This is a genomic window from Rheinheimera tangshanensis, assembly GCF_014645135.1.
Taxonomy (GTDB): Bacteria; Pseudomonadota; Gammaproteobacteria; order Enterobacterales; family Alteromonadaceae; genus Pararheinheimera; species Pararheinheimera tangshanensis.
Genome location: NZ_BMLH01000001.1, coordinates 242,114 through 261,774, shown reverse-complemented (window position 1 = coordinate 261,774; position 19,661 = coordinate 242,114). Strand labels below are relative to the sequence as shown.

At 46.3% G+C, this 19,661-nt stretch carries 21 protein-coding genes; 15 read left to right on the top strand and 6 right to left on the bottom strand.

What is annotated here, in order from left to right; genetic code table 11:
• Positions 1–141 precede the first annotated feature (141 nt).
• Together IEW88_RS01190 and IEW88_RS01185 are read left to right on the top strand one after the other, a co-directional pair.
• A complete protein-coding gene (locus IEW88_RS01190; RefSeq protein WP_147903048.1) occupies positions 142–1,443 on the top strand; it encodes a GntP family permease in 1,302 nt (433 codons plus the stop codon).
• Between the two features lie 27 nt (positions 1,444–1,470).
• A complete protein-coding gene (locus IEW88_RS01185; RefSeq protein ID WP_185148521.1) occupies positions 1,471–2,619 on the top strand; it encodes an E22 family MetX-like putative esterase in 1,149 nt (382 codons plus the stop codon).
• Positions 2,620–2,700: 81 nt separating this feature from the next.
• Here the strand turns inward: IEW88_RS01185 and IEW88_RS01180 are convergent, their stop codons facing one another.
• Complete coding sequence (locus IEW88_RS01180) at positions 2,701–3,711, bottom strand: integron integrase (RefSeq protein WP_147903050.1); 1,011 nt, start codon at positions 3,709–3,711, stop codon at positions 2,701–2,703.
• A gap of 673 nt (positions 3,712–4,384) precedes the next feature.
• On the opposite strand from IEW88_RS01180, the gene IEW88_RS01175 reads away from it, so the two are divergent.
• The 11 genes from IEW88_RS01175 to IEW88_RS01125 all read left to right on the top strand — a co-directional run bounded on the left by IEW88_RS01175 (position 4,385) and on the right by IEW88_RS01125 (position 12,161).
• Complete coding sequence (locus IEW88_RS01175; RefSeq protein WP_147903051.1) at positions 4,385–4,699, top strand: hypothetical protein; 315 nt, start codon at positions 4,385–4,387, stop codon at positions 4,697–4,699.
• 83 nt (positions 4,700–4,782) lie between these two features.
• Positions 4,783–5,148: a hypothetical protein gene (locus IEW88_RS01170; protein WP_147903052.1), complete on the top strand. Its 366-nt coding sequence runs from the start codon at positions 4,783–4,785 to the stop codon at positions 5,146–5,148.
• A 111-nt stretch (positions 5,149–5,259) separates the two neighbouring features.
• Positions 5,260–5,628, top strand: coding sequence for a DUF2750 domain-containing protein (locus IEW88_RS01165; RefSeq protein WP_147903053.1), 369 nt, complete (start codon positions 5,260–5,262; stop codon positions 5,626–5,628).
• 101 nt (positions 5,629–5,729) lie between these two features.
• Positions 5,730–6,143 carry a hypothetical protein gene (locus tag IEW88_RS01160; RefSeq protein WP_147903054.1) on the top strand — a complete coding sequence of 138 codons (414 nt, stop codon included), beginning with the start codon at positions 5,730–5,732 and terminating at the stop codon, positions 6,141–6,143.
• A gap of 434 nt (positions 6,144–6,577) precedes the next feature.
• A complete protein-coding gene (locus tag IEW88_RS01155) occupies positions 6,578–6,967 on the top strand; it encodes a hypothetical protein (RefSeq protein WP_147903055.1) in 390 nt (129 codons plus the stop codon).
• 93 nt (positions 6,968–7,060) lie between these two features.
• Complete coding sequence (locus tag IEW88_RS01150; RefSeq protein WP_147903056.1) at positions 7,061–7,387, top strand: barstar family protein; 327 nt, start codon at positions 7,061–7,063, stop codon at positions 7,385–7,387.
• 173 nt (positions 7,388–7,560) lie between these two features.
• A complete protein-coding gene (locus IEW88_RS01145; protein ID WP_147903057.1) occupies positions 7,561–7,782 on the top strand; it encodes a hypothetical protein in 222 nt (73 codons plus the stop codon).
• A gap of 91 nt (positions 7,783–7,873) precedes the next feature.
• Positions 7,874–8,302, top strand: coding sequence for a hypothetical protein (locus IEW88_RS01140; protein WP_147903058.1), 429 nt, complete (start codon positions 7,874–7,876; stop codon positions 8,300–8,302).
• 126 nt (positions 8,303–8,428) lie between these two features.
• Positions 8,429–9,490 carry an abortive infection family protein gene (locus IEW88_RS01135; protein WP_147903059.1) on the top strand — a complete coding sequence of 354 codons (1,062 nt, stop codon included), beginning with the start codon at positions 8,429–8,431 and terminating at the stop codon, positions 9,488–9,490.
• Positions 9,491–9,869: 379 nt separating this feature from the next.
• Complete coding sequence (locus tag IEW88_RS01130; RefSeq protein ID WP_147903061.1) at positions 9,870–10,343, top strand: hypothetical protein; 474 nt, start codon at positions 9,870–9,872, stop codon at positions 10,341–10,343.
• 198 nt (positions 10,344–10,541) lie between these two features.
• The gene (locus IEW88_RS01125) at positions 10,542–12,161 is read left to right on the top strand and encodes a methyl-accepting chemotaxis protein (protein WP_147903062.1); all 1,620 of its coding nucleotides are present in this window, start codon (positions 10,542–10,544) and stop codon (positions 12,159–12,161) included.
• A gap of 57 nt (positions 12,162–12,218) precedes the next feature.
• On the opposite strand, the gene IEW88_RS01120 is transcribed toward IEW88_RS01125, so the two are convergent.
• The 5 genes from IEW88_RS01120 to IEW88_RS01100 all read right to left on the bottom strand — a co-directional run bounded on the left by IEW88_RS01120 (position 12,219) and on the right by IEW88_RS01100 (position 18,110).
• Positions 12,219–13,253: an ABC transporter ATP-binding protein gene (locus tag IEW88_RS01120; RefSeq protein WP_147903063.1), complete on the bottom strand. Its 1,035-nt coding sequence runs from the start codon at positions 13,251–13,253 to the stop codon at positions 12,219–12,221.
• Complete coding sequence (locus IEW88_RS01115) at positions 13,253–14,884, bottom strand: ABC transporter permease (RefSeq protein ID WP_147903064.1); 1,632 nt, start codon at positions 14,882–14,884, stop codon at positions 13,253–13,255. Before IEW88_RS01115 ends, IEW88_RS01120 begins: the two co-directional genes overlap by 1 nt.
• 81 nt (positions 14,885–14,965) lie before the next feature.
• The gene (locus IEW88_RS01110; protein ID WP_147903065.1) at positions 14,966–15,973 is read right to left on the bottom strand and encodes a Fe(3+) ABC transporter substrate-binding protein; all 1,008 of its coding nucleotides are present in this window, start codon (positions 15,971–15,973) and stop codon (positions 14,966–14,968) included.
• 180 nt (positions 15,974–16,153) lie between these two features.
• Positions 16,154–17,590 carry a PH domain-containing protein gene (locus tag IEW88_RS01105; protein WP_147903066.1) on the bottom strand — a complete coding sequence of 479 codons (1,437 nt, stop codon included), beginning with the start codon at positions 17,588–17,590 and terminating at the stop codon, positions 16,154–16,156.
• Positions 17,577–18,110, bottom strand: a complete 534-nt coding sequence (locus IEW88_RS01100) for a PH domain-containing protein (RefSeq protein WP_147903067.1) — start codon at positions 18,108–18,110, stop codon at positions 17,577–17,579. Before IEW88_RS01100 ends, IEW88_RS01105 begins: the two co-directional genes overlap by 14 nt.
• Before the next feature lie 127 nt (positions 18,111–18,237).
• Here IEW88_RS01100 and IEW88_RS01095 point away from each other — a divergent pair, with 127 nt between their 5' ends.
• Both IEW88_RS01095 and arsB read left to right on the top strand, forming a co-directional pair.
• Complete coding sequence (locus IEW88_RS01095) at positions 18,238–18,588, top strand: metalloregulator ArsR/SmtB family transcription factor (protein ID WP_147903068.1); 351 nt, start codon at positions 18,238–18,240, stop codon at positions 18,586–18,588.
• 33 nt (positions 18,589–18,621) lie between these two features.
• A complete protein-coding gene (gene arsB, locus IEW88_RS01090; protein WP_147903069.1) occupies positions 18,622–19,644 on the top strand; it encodes an ACR3 family arsenite efflux transporter in 1,023 nt (340 codons plus the stop codon).
• The last annotated feature ends 17 nt before the right edge of the window (positions 19,645–19,661 follow it).

Genomic DNA, 19,661 nt, shown 5'->3' with positions numbered 1-19,661 from the left:
TACTATACCCAGCACAAACTACAGATAAGCACATGAAAATAAAAGGATTACATTAACATCAAGCGATAAGACTGTACCTTAGTACTATGGTTTGCCACCCGGCTTTCAACCAGACTAAAGAAAAAACACAAGGTTGTTTCTATGCTGAGTTTATTTGGTCTGTTGGCGGGGTTGGTGTTACTGATAGTGCTGACCATGCGCGGGGTAAACCTGTTTATTCTGGCGCCACTGTGCGCTTTATTTGTGGCTTTATTCAATGGCATCCCATTTTGGCTGGCCGATAACCCGGCTAATTTTGTACAAGGTTATATGTCAGGTTTTGCCGGTTTTGTTTCCAGCTGGTTTTTAATGTTTTTACTCGGCGCTTTGTTTGGCAAACTGATGGAGCATACAGGCGCTGCCGACGCTGTGGCCCTGGCTATCGTCAAACGTATAGGTAAACAACGCGCTGTGCTGGCTGTGGTTTTAGCTTGCGCTGTGCTGACTTACGGTGGCGTCAGCATTTTTGTCGTAGCATTTTCCGCTTACCCTATGGCGGTGAGTTTATTTAAAGACGCCAACCTGCCAAGGCGTTTTATTCCGGCTGCTTTAGGTTTAGGTTCAGTGACTTTTACTATGACCTCAGCAGGTTCACCTGAAATACAAAACTGGATCCCTATTCAATACCTCGGCACCAGCCCTTATGCCGGCTGGGAAGTCAGCATTATAGTGGCGATTTTTATGGCCATAGTGGGTTATTGCTGGCTGATGAAGATGATCAAAACTGCCATGGCCAAAGGCGAAATGTTTGAAGGCCGTGACGCTGACCCAGTGGTAGGCGACAAAGCCCTGCCGCATCCACTGATGGGTATTTTGCCTTTGCTGGTGGTACTGCTGTTGTCGTATTTATTGCATGACTCCATGCAGCAAGCGGCGTTGATAGTGGCGCTGACAGGGGGTGTTACTACTTTATATTTGCTGAACCGCAAGTTCTTAACCTCTTTGGGCCAGACTCTGGATCAAGGCGCCACCGGGGCCTTAATTGCCATAGGCAATACTGCAGCCGTGGTAGGTTTTGGTTCAGTCGCTAAGCTAACACCTGCTTTTACCGCTGTGGTCGAAACCATGACACATTTACCGGGTTCCGAGCTGATAGGTGCAGCTGTTGCTGTTAGTGTGATAGCGGGTTTAACAGGGTCAGCCTCGGGTGGTCAGGCCATAGCCTTGCCAGAAATTGCACCAGTGTATTTAGAACGTGGTGTGGACGCAGAGCAGTTACACCGCGTGGTCGCAATTTCATCCGGTGCTTTAGACTCATTGCCGCACAATGGTTATGTGGTGACTACTATTCGTGCTATCTGTGGTGAAAGTCATCAGAATGCCTATTGGCCTGTGGCTGCGGTGACAGTAGTGGTGCCGACTTTGGGCGTGATGCTGGCTATTTTCCTGTTCCAATGGCTGTGATTAAAAGGTTTACCGAAAGGATTTATGATGAAACTATGGCTTGGTTTTATGCTGCTATTCAGCAGCCTTGTTCAGGCGTCAGAGCTGCCTTTAGTACAAAAGCAGCAACTGGAACTGGCGCACTTTACCACTCAAAGTGGTGTGGTGTTAAAGCAGGTGAAAGTCGGCTGGGAAGCTTATGGCAGCCTCAATGCCGACAAATCCAATGTCATTTTAATCACCCATTATTTTTCCGGCACTTCGCATGCCGCAGGCAAATACCGCACTACAGATGCAGCAGCAGGTTACTGGGACAGTATTATTGGCCCGGGTAAAGCCATAGACACTAACCAATTTTATGTGCTGAGCGTCGACAGCTTAGTCAATTTAAATGCCTTTTCGCCTGATGTGATTACCACTGGCCCTGCCAGTGTCAATCCGGATACAGGCAAACCCTATGGTTTAACTTTTCCTGTGGTTACCATTCGCGACTTTGTTGAAGTGCAAAAAGCCCTGCTGGACCGACTTGGCATTGAAAAACTCTATGCGGTCATTGGCCCTTCAATGGGTTCCTTTCAGGCGATTGAATGGGCGGTGAGTTATCCGGAAAAAGTCGAGCGCTTAATGCCCGTGATAGGCACAGCTTATATCGACAGTTTTAATGCAGTGCGCTTAGAACGTTGGGCTCAGCCAATCAAACAAGACCCGGCCTGGAATAAAGGCGCTTATCCGCTCACTCAGCAACCTGCAGGCTTAACCCGGGCTTTGGCTTATGTCATACAGGATGCATTGCACCCGGATTTATTTAATCAAAGCTACCCAGCGCCAGCTTTGGACAAGGCCATTCATCTGGCTATTCAGGCCGAACTACCAGCCTGGAGCCAACTGATGAACGCAGCAAAACAGCGCTCTGCCCACATGGATGCCAATTCATTGTTGTATTTAGTGCGCGCCTCACAGTTATGGCGCGCCGGTATGGGGGATAACTGGCAACAAAAATTGAGCGGTGTAAAAGCCAAAACCCTGTGGCTGCCAGCAACAGGTGATTTATTACTGACACCAGCTATGGCCAAACACAGCAAAGCGCAGATGCAGGATGCTGGCTACGAAGAGATTGCGGGTCAGGCGGGGCATTTAGACGGGCTTTTGAATATTCAAAGCAAAGCAGAACAAATCCGGCAGTTTTTAGCTCAGTAAATTCTTCCATCACTGGTTCTATCCACCCTTTAGAGGTTGCCTTCCTCTGGTTCAGCTAAAGCTTGTGCTTTAGCTGTTTTTTTATGCAGCGCTGCTGCCATAAATACACAGAGGTTCTTTCAATTCTGGTGGGTTAAACAACTTATCCAATGGACTTACAGTACCTGCGTAGTGCTGACCAATCACATGAGTATAAATTTGAGTGGTTGCCACATCGTTATGACCCAGCAATTCCTGTACGGTACGAATGTCATAACCCGATTGCAACAAATGGGTGGCAAACGAATGGCGAAAGGTATGGCAATTCACCTTTTTACGAATACCGCAGGCGACCACAGCTGGTTGCAACGCCTTTCTGACCACACTATCATGCAAATGATGCCTGCAAAGTACCCCAGTCAGTGGGTGTGCACAGAGACTGGTTGAAGGAAACAAAAACATCCAACCCGCTTGCCGATACGCCGAAGGGTACTTACGCCCCAATGCAAAAGGTAAGGACGGACCAATACCCCGCAAATTATCTTGCTGCTGCAACGCCAAAGCTCGTGTTATCTGTTGCTTGAGTGCCGTTACCAGACTACTACTCAACAAAGTTTGCCTGTCTTTTTTGCCTTTACCGTCCCTGACCGTAATAGACAAGTGCTCCAGATCAATATCTTGCACACGCAAACGTAAACACTCCGAAACTCTTAACCCGCTGCCATATAACAAAGACACGACGAGTGCAGAGATCCCTTTCAGATGGGGTAGCAGTGCAGCGACTTCACTAACAGATAATACGACAGGCAAGCTGCGCTGTTTCGTCGCATGAGTAAACCCCAGCTCACCCAACTCTATTTTCAAAAACTTGTGGTACAAAAAAACTAACGCATTTAAGGCTACTTTTTGAGTATTAACGGCAACATGGCGCTGATTCGCCAACCAGCTTAAAAAAGCTTTAACTTCATCAGCCCCCATCTGTTGTGGATGCTTTTTCTGATGGTACAAAATAAAACTTTTTATCCAATACAAGTAGGAATGCTCTGTACGAATACTGTAGCCCCTTAACCTAATGTCTTCAGATACAGCTTGTAAAAAAGCACTTTTAGCCATTTCGAAGCCCACCACCTCATGTATTTATATACAGTATTATTTGTTTTTTCCCAAAATCAAGCACGCTTTCGCTGATAGGCAGGCACAGTTATTTGTTGCTGAAGAAGGAAAAACAATCTAATTTAGAGGCTTAGGATCACTGAGCAAATAAATAACAGGCCTCCAAAAGGGAATAATGTGCCAGCACGATTTACCTTGCACGTGGATAAACCTTTTAACAAAAACACTATGTGAATCAAATAATTAACCGCAGCACGTCAACTGGTAGAACCAGGCAAATCGTGCCAGCACAATATACAAATGTTAGGGCTAATCGAAACTTATGTTCAGTGAACAGGAACAGCAAATAAAAAGGCTATTGGATGTAAAGTTCTTTTCCATAGCGCTCTGGTCTGCGGTAAAAATCGCAGTCGCAGTTTTATTGATTATGTATTTTGAGTTCGGCTTGTATGTTGTTATTGGCTACATTCTTTACGCATTAGAGCGATCAATGCATTTAAAACATATTAATAATCAACAAATTGACTTGCAGCTAAATATCATTCACCGGAAGCTTGATGAACTTAGCAAAAAGTAAATTAGCCCTAACAAGGCGCATCACTCGCGGCCTGTGGCCGCTGGGATGCCAACCGCTGCGCGGTCGTCACCCGTGTGCTTTGCGTTATGAGGCTATATGAGCTGGATGCCAATTTCAAAAGATGCGCTCGAAAACGAAATTGCATCTCAATGTAAAGACATTAGTGATGAAGAGCTCGCCTACTTTAACAAGATCAGAGTACCTCTCGAATCAGTAAAAATAGAACGCTGGGGTAACACAGAATCCGGCTTTGTAGTTGCAAAAGTAGGCGCAACCATTATCTTCTACGAAGACATCGAAGAAGGGTTTGAAATAACTGAGCTAAATGAGCAAGGAGCAATCAGTGATTACGGAGCTAGTCAATTTACACTACAGCAAGTTATTAACCAACTGCGTGCTAGCACCTCATAACAAGCGCCACCAAACGCCGCTTCGCGGCTCGACTCGCAACACGTTGCTCGCGTTTGTGGCGGGCGTTATACATTCTCGAGGTAATGATTATTTTAATTAAAGCAATCAAAAGCCAACTGAACCTGAAGCCTTATTTTTATGATAAGGCTGCAAAAGTAGGTAGCACAGGATGTATTCTTGGCGGATTTTTAGCCTACATATTGTTTATGAAAGCTCTACCAGTATTTGGTATAGATCTAAAAGTGCCGTTAAAAGAGTATAGCGACCAACTCGTCTTTTCTATCTTTGGTTTTGGGTTGGTTTTATTGCTGGTTTGTTTGTATTTACTATGTTCACTTTGTGCAGCTTTATACTTTTTCCCAATGCTAAAAAGGCGCGAGTTAGAGCCTGAAGATTACAAAAGTATTGTATTTAAAAGCATTTACCCCGTTCATTGGCAAAAGATGTAGAGGCAGAGAATGTATAACAAACAAATTTTATCGCCAGCAAAAAGCGCTGGCTGCGACGTCAATCCGCTGCGCGGCTTTCCGCGCTAAATTTGGGCGTTAGGCATATAAAACATGGGACAGTCTGCATCACAAGCGCATGCTTTTTATAAGGATGTAGCAAAAAATAAGAAAGTTTGGACCATCAGGGATGAAGGCGGTTATCCAGCGCCAAAAACTCGAACTGGACAAAGATCTCAACCATTTTGGTCAACTTTGTCTCGAGTCCAGAAGATAATTAAAAATGTTCCAGCTTACAACGGCTTTGAGCCAGTTGAATTATCTTGGGATGAATTTAGAGATAAATGGCTTCCCGGTTTAACAAAAGATGGTTTACTAGTTGGAGTAAACTGGAGTGGTAAAAACGCCACAGGTTATGATCTCGATGCCCCATGGGTAAGAGAATGTGTCGAAATTCAAATCAAGGAGCTGGCAAATGCCTAACAAGGCCAGTAACCACGTAAAAGGCGCAAGAAACGCGCCTTTTACTGGACTCACTTCGCGTTGCTCAGTTCGCCGGTTCTGGCAGCGTTAGAGCGCAAAAGATGAGCAGCGTCCTCGACCTCGGAAAAGAACACCTTCAGGAAGCTCTGGAAGGAAATCCAGAAGAGCTAAAGGCACTCTTCCGTGCTCGCGTCTCTGGTTGGGGGAAAACCTACGCCCACGAAGAAGAAATGACTGTTGGTCTTTTCAGCGATCTTGAGCAACAGATCGAGCCATATTTGGCGTTCTCCTTGCTGTCTGCTGTTGTTGATTTGGCTGAGTCAGAAGAAGATTTCGATAATTTCAATTGCGCCCTTGACCTTGCGTCATCACTCGTTGTCGCGAGCTTAACGACAGAGATTCCAAGGTCTCTTCAGGCAAAGTTTTCCACGCTAGAGAGTAAAGCAGTACGTTTTGGCGGAGAGCCCGTCGATTCAATCGCTGTAATCCGAGGGCATTACCGAAATGCGCTCTAACAATTCGGTCAAGCGGATAGCCCAAAGCTGCGCTTTGGGTTCCCTCCACGCCTGCGGCGTTCCGGCTGCCGCTTACCTCAAACGTTCTGTCTCGCCGGAATAAGGGCTTTAGATCGGCGGGGCATAATGTCCAGATTTAGAGAACAAACTAATCTTGAAAAGTTTGTGTTTTTCTGTAACGCTCGAAGCGTTCGCGTCACCGCTGATGCGAGCATGCAGACGGATTGCGCGCACAAGCTTCGAGTAAAGCCACAAACCCCAATACCGGCGAGTTTTTTCGTCGAGAATTGTTTTACTGCTTGAGTCATAAGGAACCAAGGGAATGGTGGTCCACCGCAAACCAAAGACAGAACAAGACGCTGCAATGGACGCTAAACGCGCCATTGAGCTATATCGTTATGCCTGAAGCAGGTTTTAAATTGAGGTGAGTGAATATGAGCAAAGAACAGATTCAAGCGGTGATAGATCTTATCCCTGAGTTGACAGATTTTGGTATCGGTATTTACAAAAATGGCCGTGGGCTTTCACAAAAAGAAAAATCCGATGAATTCTCAAAAAGTCAGGCTGATTTATTAAAAAGCACAGAAGCATTCAATAAGACTGTTGAGTGGTTAAGTCAGGTAAAGCAAATAAAAAATATCAATTCAAAGCGCAGCAGTTACGGTTTGAAGGACTTGGCTGAGAAGAAAGTTGGCTATATTACCAATGGCGTTTTTATAGCAGCGGCAGTTCACTCGGGTTTTAAGTACAAGATAGATGAAAATAGTCCAAATGCGCTTTTCAATATGTCTGAAAAGTCGTTGAAAGAAATTGAAAAAGCATAACAAGGCCAGTCAGCAACGCCCACTTCGTGGGCTGGACCTCAAATCCGCTACGCGGCTTTTCTGCCGCTGCTGGCATCGTTAGGTACACAAGCCTTGATACGCATTGATGCAAACAAAATCATCGACTGGAACAGCTTTCATGGAGTGTTCTCTGAGGTATTTGGCTTCCCTGATTTTTACGGTGCCAACATGAATGCTTGGATTGATTGCCTTTCAGACCTTGATGATCCTGATTCCGGGATGACAAAAATGCATATCGAGCCAGGTGAAACGCTTACAGTCTTAATTGAAAACTCTCGCGAATTTAAAGAACGCTGCCCTGAACAGTTTTCAGCTTTAGTTGAGTGCGCTGCTTTTGTTAATTATCGTTGCACCGAAAAGAATCAGCCTGCACTAATTGCGCTAGCGTTCAGTGTGTAGTGCACCTAACAATGCGCTCAAAACGTTCGCTTCGCTCACTGGGACCGGCGAAGCCGGCCCCTTAGCTTAATCGTTATGTTTATAGGCAGGTCTAGTTGTTCCTAGAGTATGAATTTTATTATTGGGTAGTTTGGATCCCGCTGACTTACTTCTTTGTAAGGAAAATTGGATTTTTGGGGATTTTAATCGCACAAGGAGCTGTTAGTTTTTCAATCATTGTCGCCGATTTGATTTTTATACACCAAGTAATGTCCAAGCCAAATTGGGACGGCACGCCAGATATGGATATTATATTTTTCCTCGGCATCATAGCTAGAATGATTGTTGTAAATGCAGCGTTGTTTCCGGTGGCCTTAATCGGTTGGTTTGTAAAGAGATACAATGAAAAAACATAACAAACGCCAGCACACCGCGCCTGCGGCGCTGGACTCGCAACAAGTTGCTCGCATGCGTGGCGGGCGTTATACAAACTGAGGTTTTGCAGAATTGTCCACGCAGAAAGTCAAAATAGATATCATGTTGGCAATTTGTTTTGTGATATTTGCAATGGTATACATTTTGTCCACTAGGGTTGAGCAGAGCGTTGAATCAATTGATTTAACTCACAGTGAACTTGCTTGCAAGAAAGCGTATAAACCCGACAAATTTAGAGGGGTTTATATACTTGATGGAAAAGAGTATTACGCCCATGGAACATATACGACTTGCAAAGAATTTTTTGACATTATGCAAGGTAAGGTAATTACCGGAAAACATGTTAAATCAGAAAATTTGCTAATTGAGCTTCGTGTGGGTGATCGTTTGTATACGGACGACTCTATAGGAATGAAAATTTTAACCTCTATATTCTTAGGGTTAGTGCTTTTTGCTTTTTTGCGTAGTCCGATACATTGGATTTTAAATAGGTTTGTATAACAAACGCCAGCACACCGCGCCAGCGGCTCTGGACTCGCAACAAGTTGCTCGCCTGTGTGGCGGTCGTTAGGGCGCCACGGTGATTGTAGATAATTCCTTGGAATATCATATTCAAATGGGTTGGTAATGCTTACTGATATTTTTGCTCATAGATACCTTGAAAATCCTATTTGGGATAATTTCGACGAAAACGCACGTAGGTTGTTGGTTCAAGGATTTCGAATCGTGTCGGAGCAGTTGTTTCCATACTACGACGCTAGCGGTAATGAGAGATCAGAATCTAAGGCCCTATGGGATGGCCTAAATAAGAAATTAGCTATGGAGCTTGGGCTTAAGGACCTGTCCTCACCTACATATGGCTACTACACCGAGTGGAACGGAAACAAACATTGGACTAGCGGATCGTGGCCGAAAATAACGGTTTGCGAAAACTTTGTTGTTGCTAAGTACGATGGCTCAGTTTCAGCTGATCAATTCATTAAAGAGCGTTTAAGCTTCATAGAAATAGCGTTCCGAGAGCAAGAAGAGAAGCTGGCATCGTTGAATGCTAGTCTCGATAAACGAATTCAACAAGAGGATCTGGCCGCAAAAGTTAGACCTAACCGGTCGTTACGTCTGCCAGGAAATCATGGAGATGGTCTGCGTGCGTGGAATAAAACTCAAAACGATATGTTTAGAGCATCGTGCAATGAACTAAATGAGCGGTTCCGTCAATGTAAGGTAAAGCTTCATTATCATAATGGATTTATTCAAATCTCAGAGGATGAAGTCATTGCTTGCGAGATTGAACAGCCTTTTTGGAATTTGGTTAGCGATCCAATATGGCGAAATGTAGATCATGATATGAAGGAAGCTATTGATCTCCGAGACAGTGGTGGAAGAGATCCAGCCCTTTTTGCGGCGAAAGCTTTGGAAAGTACTATTAAAATTATTTCTGACGCGAAAGGGTGGACAAAAGGGAATGAAAAAGGAGCAACTAATTACATTGATAACCTTCGAGCAAAAGCAAACGGAGAGTTTATAAATGGGTGGGAGCGAGAAAGTTTGGTAGAATTCTTTTCCAAAGTGCGTAATCCCTTCGGGCATGGTGCCGGGAGCCAGCCAGTTCCTGAATTGTCACCACCTCAAACAGACTGGGCAATTGAGTTCTGTATGATATGGGCAAAGAACTTAATTCGAAGGCTTTGATTTGGGGTCCAGCCCTAACAAGTCAAATCAAGCAGGACGCCTGGCGGCGCCCTTGTTTGCGGCGTTAGCTATATGATGACTCAAGCTCGGAGGCAAATTCAGAATGAAAAGGGATAGCAAAGTATTTTTAGCTCTGGCTGTTATTCTTAGTTTTATCAACGTTGTTAATTTTATTTTTTACGGTCAGAAATTTGGGGATCTAGCATTAGCTGTAGGATTTTCATGCTTAGCAGTTGGGACTTATAAAGATAACAATCAAGCATCGTTCATTGGTGCGATCATTGTTGTTTGTGGATTCATCTCCAAGTGGTTTCTTACTTAGGATTTATTCTGAATTTTTACTTGTAATGCACAGGTATTGCCGTACAGCAACAAACAAATGCCAGCACAACGCAGCAGCCAAAGACGCTTAAGCCACAACAAGTTGCCAGCGTTTGAGCGAAATTTAACTATAAAATGGACAGGCATGCCGATACTGGAAGATGATGTAAAAAGAGCTATGGAAGCCTGGCTAAAAGCTCAAGGGTATTCAGAGGTAGTGGTGCGACTCGGAACAAGGCAAGGTTATGACGTTGAGGCTAAAGATCCGGTCTCAGGCAAACTATTAGTCATAGAGTGCAAGGGCGAAGCCAGTACGGGAGATCAATTGAGTCGCTCCTGGCCAAACGTGGCCTATGCCATGCTCACTGCACTCAATGAAACTGAAAATCCACAAAAAACCAATGAAGTTGGTTTAGCTTTGCCAGATACGAATGAATACAGAGACAGAATGTTTCTTTTGCAGGATTTCTGCAAAAAGCAAAAGATTTCTGTGTTTTGGGTCGCAGCAAATGGTCAGGTTGCCAGATGGTAATCATCTTTTCGGCGCATGAAATTTCATCATATTGATGTGACCTCTGAGTGTGTTCAGCAACACCTTGTCCCTATTTAATTACTGAAACGACTGATCCACTATTCAAACTTCACGTACCCACTTCTAACTGTATTAATCAATTTACAGCACCGGGCTTTAAGGCCGCTAATTAACAGCTATTCCCCACTGAGGTAAACCATGACTCTGGTTAGAAAACTTATTTTTGCTTTTGCAGCTATTGTGGCGCTGGTTGCTTTGTCGACTGTAATCACTTTGAATCAATTAAATAAAATGGAGCAGGCTGTTGCACTGAATATCCATACCTTTGAAGTGATTCGCACTGCCAACAGATTGTCGGAAGCCTTCGTGAATATAGAAACAGGCCAGCGTGGTTTTGTGATCACCGGCGATGAAGCGTCATTAGACCCCTACCATCAGGGCAAACTGGAAGCTGAAAAAGATATCAAAGAACTACTGCAGAAAACCTCGGATAATCCGGAGCAACAACAAAGCTTAAAAACTATACAGGGCCTCTATAACGATTGGTTGACTCAGGCTATTGATCCAAGTATCAGTCAAATGACAGCAGCAGGCACAGATACAACAGCACGTCAGGCTGTGCGGGAATTTGAGCGCCGCGGCACAGGCAAAGCCTTTATGGATAAAATTCGTCTGCAGATGGAAACTGTGCAGCAAAGAGAACGCTCTTTATTAGACAGTCGCAGTCAGGACGCAGCTCAGGCCAAAAGTTTTGTCTTAACCACTTTGCTGTTAGGTGGTTTAATTATTCTGGTGTTCAGTGTTTTTATCGCTCTTTATTTGAAAACTTCGCTGCAAAATCGGTTACAGGTTGCTAAAGATTTAGTCTCCGCTGTGGCCGATGGCAAACTAACCAATAAAATTGATACCACCGGTGGTGACGAAGTAGCGGACTTGCTGCAAGCACTTGCCAGAATGCAAACTCAGTTGCATCAGTTGATGAGTCAAATCAAAACCGCTGCTGCCGATTTAAGTGGTGCCAGTTCAACAGTGGCCAGTACCACAGAGCAGCTGTCAGCCTCAGCAGAAGAACAATCCAGAGCCTCTTCGTCGATAGCTGCAGCTGTGGAACAACTCAGTGTTAGCATAGATTCCGTTTCAGCCAATGCCAGCGAAGCCCGGACTATTGCCGGAAAGTCCGGTCAACAGGCGCAACAAAGCAGTAAAGTGATTAACGACACAGTCGCCAGTATGGAACGGATAGCTGGGGTAGTGCGTTCAGCCTCAGGCCGTATTGAAGAGCTGGGTAAACAATCTGAACAAATCTCTTCTATTGTGAACGTGATCAAAGGCATTGCTGATCAAACCAACTTACTGGCATTAAATGCTGCTATCGAAGCAGCCCGGGCTGGTGAACAAGGCCGGGGTTTTGCCGTAGTGGCAGACGAAGTACGTTTACTGGCGCAGCGCACTACTCAATCAACCACTGAAATTTCCGGCATGATAGACGTGATTTTAAATGGCACAGTGGATGCTGTGGGCCAGATGAGTACAGGGGTAGAGCAAGTGAATATGGGGGTTGAACTGGCAGGCCAGGCTGGTACAGCCATAGATACTATTCAGCACAGCTTTCAGCAGGTGGTGAGTGTTGTTGAATCTATATCCATGTCATTGCAGGAACAAAACGCCGCCAGTAACGAAGTGGCAGGTCATATCGAACGTATCGCTACTATGTCGGCACAAAACAGCGAAGCGACCCGTCATAACAGTGAAGTGGCGCATGAACTTCGCACTTTATCCAACGGCCTGAACAATGCCGTTGCACGTTTTACCTTGTAAATTCGATGAGGCTCAGCTCAGATTGTTAACCCTTAACAATCTGAGCTGAGCCTAGTTTTATGCTCGTGGAAATAAGACTAAGTGATCCAGCTCCAGCTTAATACCAATGCGGCTATGTAGCTGATGGTCGTGGTGGCTGGGCGCTAAACAATACACCTGCTCTGCTCCTTCCAATTCCAGACTGTACAAAATATGTGAGCCCCGGAAGGATTTACCCACCACTTTGGCAGTAACGCCGCTTTGATCGTCATGCACTATATCGTCCGGCCGCACCAGTAAATCTAACGCGACACCAGGGGTAAAAGTCGATTGCGTCTGAGCAAATACGCCCAAGGCTGTGTACACCTTTCCATCCGCTAGTACTTCGCCTTTGAGTAAAGCGCCATGCCCAACAAAATCAGCAACAAAACGGTTGGCGGGCTGGTGATACAACTCGTAAGCACTGCCCCACTGCTGCAGCTTGCCATGTTGCATTACACCTATCTGATCGGCCATGGCAAAAGCTTCAAACTGATCGTGAGTCACCATCAAAGCGCTGATGCCACGTTGTTTGATAATAGCGCGGATATCCTGTGCCAAAGCCTCACGTAAATCAGCATCTAAGCCTGAAAAAGGCTCGTCTAATAACAAAACCTCTGGCTCTGGTGCTAAAGCCCGGGCTAAAGCCACCCGCTGTTGCTGACCGCCAGAGAGTTGATGCACATAACGCTCGCCTAAGGTCGGCAAGCCGACTAAAGCTAACAGCTCCGCTACTATCTGTTGCTGCTGAGCTTTTGGCTTTTTCTTTAAGCCAAAGGCAATATTTTGCGCTACGGTCAGATGCGGAAAGAGCGCAAAATCCTGAAACACCATGCCTATGCGGCGCTGCTCAGGATCTATCATGTGGTTTGGCTCTGATAGGTTCTTATCTGCCAGTATTACTGAGCCCGTTTGCACAGGTTCGAAACCCGCAATAGCCCTTAATAAGCTGGTTTTACCGCAGCCAGAAGGTCCCAACAAACAGCCGATCTGGCCTTGTTGTAAACTCAGACTCACATCTTTGACCACAGTGGCTGAACCATAAGCTATCGATACTTGTTGTAATACCAGCACTAGGTGGCTCCTCTGTTTGAACGATCCAAAGCACGGGACAGCAGGATCACCGGAATTAAACCTATCAGTACTATGGCAAGCGCGGGCAAAGCCGCATCAGCCAGCCTCTCATCTGAAGCCAGCTCGTAACTGCGCACCGACAAGGTATTAAAGTTAAAAGGCCGCAGTAACAAAGTGGCTGGTAGCTCTTTAAGCACATCCACAAACACCAGCAATAAAGCACTCAGCACCGAAGCTCTGAGCAGCGGCAAATGCACCCGTTTTAGCACACCAACCGGACTTTCACCTAAGCTACGGGCGGCATTGTCCATGGAAGGCGTAATATTCATCAGACCAGCTTCAACACTATGCAAAGCAACAGCCATAAAACGCACTGTATAGGCCAACACCAGCGCGACTAAAGTACCAGATAACAACAAACCGGTACGAATACCAAACTGCCGCTCTGCCCATAGATCGATGGAGTTATCTAATGCCGCCAGCGGAATCATCACACCTATGGCAATCACAGTGCCTGGTAAGGCATAACCCATAGCTGCAACACGCACCGGCAATACCAAAGACCAATGGCCGGATAAACGCTTGGCATAAGCAAAACACAAAGCCAGACTGGCGGTGACTACAGCTGTTAAAGCAGCCAGTGAAAAGCTATTGATTAATAACTGAACAAAGTCAGCTGACCACAGTTGCTCTAACCTCTCTAAAGCCCAGCCCACTAACTGCAGCGCCGGTAAGAAAAAACCAAAAATAACAGGCAATAAACACAGCAGCAGTAAACTAAAACCGGTTAAACCCTGCACTGGCTGCCGGGACTGCTCCTGCTGCTTTTGGCCTTGCTGATAAAACTTCAGTTTGCGCCTGGACCATTGTTCCAGATACAGCAATAGCAACACAAAACTACACAACAGCGCCGACAACTGGGCTGCCCCCAGTTGATTACCCATACCAAACCAGGTGCGGAAAATACCGGTGGTAAAGGTAGTCACACCAAAATACTGCACTGTACCGTAGTCAGCCAGAGCCTCCATCATCGCCAGCGCCGCCCCGGTTAAAATGGCAGGGCGAGCCACTGGCAAAGCCACCTTCCAGAAATGCTGTCGGGGTGTGAGGCCAAGAGTGCGGCTGGCTTCGAGTAAAGAACCGGATTGCTGGCGAAAGGCCGTACGCGCCAGCATGTAGACATAAGGATAAAGCACCAGCGACAACATCAGTATAGCGCCGGGTAAAGAGCGGATTTCAGGGAAATAATAATCACCGTAAGACCAGTTAAACCACAGCCGTAATTCGCTTTGTACTGGTCCGGCAAAATCCAGTAAACCTGTGTAACTGTAGGCCATAATATAGGCCGGAATCGCCATGGGCAGCAGCAATAACCACTGCACCAGAGTACGACCAGCAAACTGATAACGCGCCACTGTCCAGGCGGTAAAAGTACCTATGCCAGCACTTAACAAACCCACACCCAAGGCCAATACCAAAGAGTTGATGACGTAATCAGCCAACACAGTATCGAGCAAATGTGTCCAAAGTTGTGGTTGAGGCGTCACTAAAGAGCCAAGCACCACCAGCACAGGCACTGCCAGTAGCAAAGCGAATACAGTGATAGTCCGGCTAAATAAAGGGCTGGTCAAACGAGGAGTGTCCTTCTAAAAAACGTAGGGGCGACCTTTATGGTCGCCCGCTTATCCAATCAACAAAACTACGCAGTGGAATTACTTCCAGCCCGCCTTGTCCATGACTTGAATCGCCTTAGCGTTTAACTCACCTAAAGTCGATAATTGTACTTGCTCAGCCTTAAATTGCCCAAAAGATTCAAGACGTTGGCTCCACTTCACATCCGCCACAACAGGATATTCGTGGTTCGTCACAGCGTACCAGCTTTGACTTTGGGGTTTCACCATATATTCCAGCAACTTTATCGCTTCAGCTTTGTTTGGTGCATATTTCGCCACACCAGCACCAGAGATGTTGATATGAGCTCCACGGTCCTGCTGATTTGGCCAGAATACTTTCACAGCTTCAGCCGCGGCTTTGTCGCCCGCATCATCAAACATACCACCTAAATAGTAGGTATTGGCAATGGCGATATCACAAACCCCAGCAGCGGCTGCTTTGATCTGATCGCGGTCGCCGCCTTTAGGTGGTTGAGCGAAGTTTTTAACAAAACCATTGGCCCAGGCCTGAGTTTTTTCTTCACCTATCTGGGTGATCAACGCGGCTACCATCGACTGGTTATAAATATTGTCAGATGAACGCACACAGATTTTACCTTTCCACTTTGGATCCGCCAAATCTTCAATAGTGCTTAACTGCTCTGGTTTGACTTTGCCTGGCACATACATGATAGGACGGGCACGTTTAGTTAAACCAAACCACTGCTGTTTAGGATCGCGTAAGTGAGCAGGAATAGCATCGGTCAGCACTTTTGAATCAACAGGTTGTAATAATCCTTGTACCTCAGCACGATGTAAACGCCCCACGTCTGTACTGATCAGCAGGTCCGCAGGGCTATTGCGGCCTTCGCTTTGCATGCGGCTTATTAGTTCATCCGGCTTACCGGTGATCAGGTTCACTTTTATCCCTGTGTCTTTGCTGAATTGATCCAGCATAGGTTTGATCAATTCTTCCTGACGACCAGAATACACATTCACTTCTGCAGCCTGAGCCATAGTTGCAGCAGTTAAGGCTGCTGCGATTAAAGATTTTTGCCAAAATTTCATCGAATACTCCGTTGGGGTTCACTGAAAGTTGCCGCAGTATAGCCACAAACAAGAACTGTTCTCAAATAACAAAACTGTTTTTGCTGCAAATTACATCGTTAAAGAGTTAAACCACAGCTGCTGAATTCATCATGATTCCGCTGTTATACGAGTCGACGCATCGAGCAGACCATACTGAGCTCAGTGTCGCAAACTCAGTACCTGGGCATATAAATCCCTGGCTTGCTGATTTGGAATAGCAGCCAGAGTGATGCTGCCATTGGCCGTATCGAACCTGAGCTGCACCAATTGATGCTTACGCAAAAACAACGATTGTACCAACTGCACTTTTTGTACTTGCCGCAAAGGTAATATCTGCCAGCACTGACCAATACCACCACGCCACAGGTACAGCACCTGATCCTGCAGATAAAATCCATGCCAACGCCGGTAGGCCCACCAGTCCGCCAGCAGCCAGAGGGCAGACAGGCCCAGCAAAAGAAGACCTGTACTTAAAGTGAGCAGTTGGGTGTGCAGCAACAGGGCAATCACCAGACTCAATAACAGAATGATGCTCCCTCTAAGCCACAGCAAACGCCGGAAATAGGCCGGAGTAAAACGCTGCCAGGCTAGTTTTTGCATATCAGACAAGGCTAACAACTGCTGCGCTACTAGTTGTTGATTGACCTCGTCAAGACGTTGCCCCAGCAGCACAAATTTACTGCTTTGTTCCTGAGAGTTAGTAAAACCATGAAAAATAACAGAGAAGTGCCCAAAAATCCGTGCCAGCCAGGGCTGATTCAGCCTAAGCAGCTGTACTCGTTTCTTTAGGATCCGCTGAGATTTTTTCAGCAACGAGCCCTGAATCAGCTGCAGTTGTTTGTCATCACGCACAAAATACTGCGGATAAAGCCAAATCCAGCTCATCAGCACTAAGACTAAACATAACAACAGCACCAGACCAAAACTGGCAGCTATTTGCATAGTGAGACTTTGTTCAAGACCTGCCTGTTGCAGCATTTCACCACCTTGCGCCAATAGCTGTTCGCCTAATTTGCCATCAAGCTGCGACAAAACAGCACCACAGACAGCCATCAAAGGTAACCACAAATGTTTGTTGTATAAAGTCGCCAACCAGATGCGGAAAAAAGGTGTTGAAGGACTATCCCGCGAGGCCTGCGCATCGCCTTGCAACAGACTAAGCTGCTGCGCCGTCAGGCCGGTCAGATAAAACTCCTGCTGCTGACTACCAGCACTGTCCAGGCTGACCGTAAACAATTGCAGCGGCCGAAAATAAAACGGCTGTTGCACCTGCAGCTCCTGCACCCGGGATTTTGCCAGTAGCAGATGCTCTTTTTGTAATACGCCCCGGCTTAACTCAATGCCCTGAGCTGAAACACGAAACAAAGTGCTGCGCCAGTTCAACACGGCACTGCCGATGATCAATAGCGTCAAAACTGTCAGACCATAGGGAGCATAATGCTGAAAACGATCACTAAACGTCAGATAGGCGCCACCAAGGATCACACCAGCCCATTGCACCACAGCTTTGACCAGCAAAGGCAGCAGAGCCCAGATAGAACTGCGCTGCCACTGCTCAGAAGCGGTTTTTGGCTCTGGCACCTCAGCGTTCAACATCACTGTCTCCGCGTGGGATCAACTGACTCAACTGCTCACTTAACGCCTGCGCGACTCCATATTCTATATCCGCCAACGTCGCTTCAGCGTCCAGACCACCAGCTGTATAGACTTTTAAGGTCGCCAGTCCAAAACGTTTTTGCAGTGGTCCCTGACTGATGGTGACATGCTGCACCCGATGCAAGGGGATCAACACAGCTTTATGCCAGAGCACGCCAGATTGCAGTAAAAAATCTTCAGTGCGAAGTAAAAATCTGCTGTGGCGGATCGCCAGTGGTAACCAGAACCAACTGGCAAGAAATATCAATCCGCTGACACTCCCAAGGACAGGCAGTAGCCAAGGTAACTCCCACCACCACTGCGCTGCCACGACTGCGCCTAATACGACCAGCAAAGCCAAAGCCCAGCTGCAGCGTCTTTTAGTTAAAGCAGTAGCTGGTAACACTAACCACTGGTCAGGTAATGGTCCCGATAAACACTGATCATCTAAAAATCCAGCATCAAGCAGCTGATTGGTCATGGCTAAGCGTCCTTGTTTTTATTGGCTCTAGCATATCGCAAAGCTAAGTTTCTCCATAGATTTCAATTTACATATGGAAAAACAGATATATACTACTGCATATGGTTTTCCATATGTAGCTTCAATAATGCAACTTAACCCTATCACCTTTTTTAAAGCTCTGGCAGATGAAACAAGGTTACGTTCTTTGTTGCTGATCCAGCAGGAACAAGAGCTTTGTGTTTGTGAGCTGGTGGCTGCGCTTGCCGACAGTCAGCCGAAAATCTCCCGTCATTTAGCCCAGTTGCGCCGCGATGGCATTGTGCTCGACCGCAAACAAGGTTTATGGGTCTATTACCGCTTAAATCCTGAATTACCGCAGTGGGCTCTATTCTGTTTGCAACAAACACTGGAGGCAAGCTCTGACTGGCTGGCATTAAACCAAAAGCAGTTATGTCATATGGGTGACAGACCAGAGCGACAAAAAAGCTGCTGTTAATTTCACGGACCAGCATCAAAAAGGAGACCCACAATGGGATTATTTGAACGTTATTTATCGGTCTGGGTTGCATTAGCCATGCTGCTGGGTGTTGTTGCTGGCAACCTGTTCCCCGGCTTGTTTCAGGTGGTTGCGTCCTTTGAATATGCGCAAGTGAACCTGGTGATCGCCGCTTTTATCTGGGTGATGATTTATCCAATGATGGTGCAGATTGACTTTAGCGCCATCAAAGATGTGACGAAAAAACCCAAAGGCATTGTACTGACGCTGGTGGTGAACTGGCTGATCAAACCTTTTACTATGGCGCTGCTCGGCTGGTTGTTTTTCCGGGTGCTGTTTGCCGATTGGGTCGACCCACAAACTGCCACTGAATATATAGCAGGTATGATTTTACTTGGCGTAGCACCTTGCACCGCTATGGTGTTTGTCTGGAGTCAGTTAACTAAAGGCGATGCCAATTACACTCTGGTGCAGGTGTCTGTGAACGACATCATTATGATTTTTGCCTTTGCGCCTATCAGTGCTTTGCTATTGGGCGTGTCAGATATCACTGTGCCTTGGTCGACGCTGATTTTATCCGTGCTGCTTTATGTTTTGCTACCGCTGCTGGCTGGTGTCTGGACCAGAAAATCTTTCTCAGGCAAAAGTCCCGAAAAACTAACGACTTTACTGGCACGAATAAAACCCTGGTCCATCTTTGGCTTACTGGCCACTGTAGTGCTGTTATTTGGTTTTCAGGCACAAACCATTTTGAATCAACCGCTCGCCATAGTGCTGATTGCCATTCCGTTACTGCTGCAAACCTACGGCATCTTCGCTTTGACTTACTTTGCCGGCTGCAAACTGCAGTTGCCGCATAACATAGCGGCTCCTGCCGGTATGGTCGGTGCCAGTAACTTTTTTGAACTGGCCGTTGCTGTGGCTATTTCACTTTTTGGCCTGAATTCAGGCGCAGCCCTTGCCACAGTGGTTGGTGTGCTGGTTGAAGTGCCTGTGATGTTGTCTTTGGTATGGTTTGCTAACCGCACCCGCCATTGGTTTTTGCGCGATGAATAAAGCTATTGCACAGTTGA

Excerpts from the sequence above, each read along its gene's own strand:
- IEW88_RS01190 (WP_147903048.1), top strand. The coding sequence starts at position 142 with ATGCTGAGTTTATTTGGTCTGTTGGCGGGGTTGGTGTTACTGATAGTG.
- IEW88_RS01185 (WP_185148521.1), top strand. The coding sequence starts at position 1,471 with ATGAAACTATGGCTTGGTTTTATGCTGCTATTCAGCAGCCTTGTTCAG.
- IEW88_RS01180 (WP_147903050.1), bottom strand. The coding sequence starts at position 3,711 with ATGGCTAAAAGTGCTTTTTTACAAGCTGTATCTGAAGACATTAGGTTA.
- IEW88_RS01175 (WP_147903051.1), top strand. The coding sequence starts at position 4,385 with ATGAGCTGGATGCCAATTTCAAAAGATGCGCTCGAAAACGAAATTGCA.
- IEW88_RS01170 (WP_147903052.1), top strand. The coding sequence starts at position 4,783 with ATGATTATTTTAATTAAAGCAATCAAAAGCCAACTGAACCTGAAGCCT.
- IEW88_RS01165 (WP_147903053.1), top strand. The coding sequence starts at position 5,260 with ATGGGACAGTCTGCATCACAAGCGCATGCTTTTTATAAGGATGTAGCA.
- IEW88_RS01160 (WP_147903054.1), top strand. The coding sequence starts at position 5,730 with ATGAGCAGCGTCCTCGACCTCGGAAAAGAACACCTTCAGGAAGCTCTG.
- IEW88_RS01155 (WP_147903055.1), top strand. The coding sequence starts at position 6,578 with ATGAGCAAAGAACAGATTCAAGCGGTGATAGATCTTATCCCTGAGTTG.
- IEW88_RS01135 (WP_147903059.1), top strand. The coding sequence starts at position 8,429 with ATGCTTACTGATATTTTTGCTCATAGATACCTTGAAAATCCTATTTGG.
- IEW88_RS01130 (WP_147903061.1), top strand. The coding sequence starts at position 9,870 with ATGCCAGCACAACGCAGCAGCCAAAGACGCTTAAGCCACAACAAGTTG.
- IEW88_RS01125 (WP_147903062.1), top strand. The coding sequence starts at position 10,542 with ATGACTCTGGTTAGAAAACTTATTTTTGCTTTTGCAGCTATTGTGGCG.
- IEW88_RS01110 (WP_147903065.1), bottom strand. The coding sequence starts at position 15,973 with ATGAAATTTTGGCAAAAATCTTTAATCGCAGCAGCCTTAACTGCTGCA.
- IEW88_RS01105 (WP_147903066.1), bottom strand. The coding sequence starts at position 17,590 with ATGTTGAACGCTGAGGTGCCAGAGCCAAAAACCGCTTCTGAGCAGTGG.
- IEW88_RS01100 (WP_147903067.1), bottom strand. The coding sequence starts at position 18,110 with ATGACCAATCAGCTGCTTGATGCTGGATTTTTAGATGATCAGTGTTTA.
- IEW88_RS01095 (WP_147903068.1), top strand. The coding sequence starts at position 18,238 with ATGCAACTTAACCCTATCACCTTTTTTAAAGCTCTGGCAGATGAAACA.
- arsB (WP_147903069.1), top strand. The coding sequence starts at position 18,622 with ATGGGATTATTTGAACGTTATTTATCGGTCTGGGTTGCATTAGCCATG.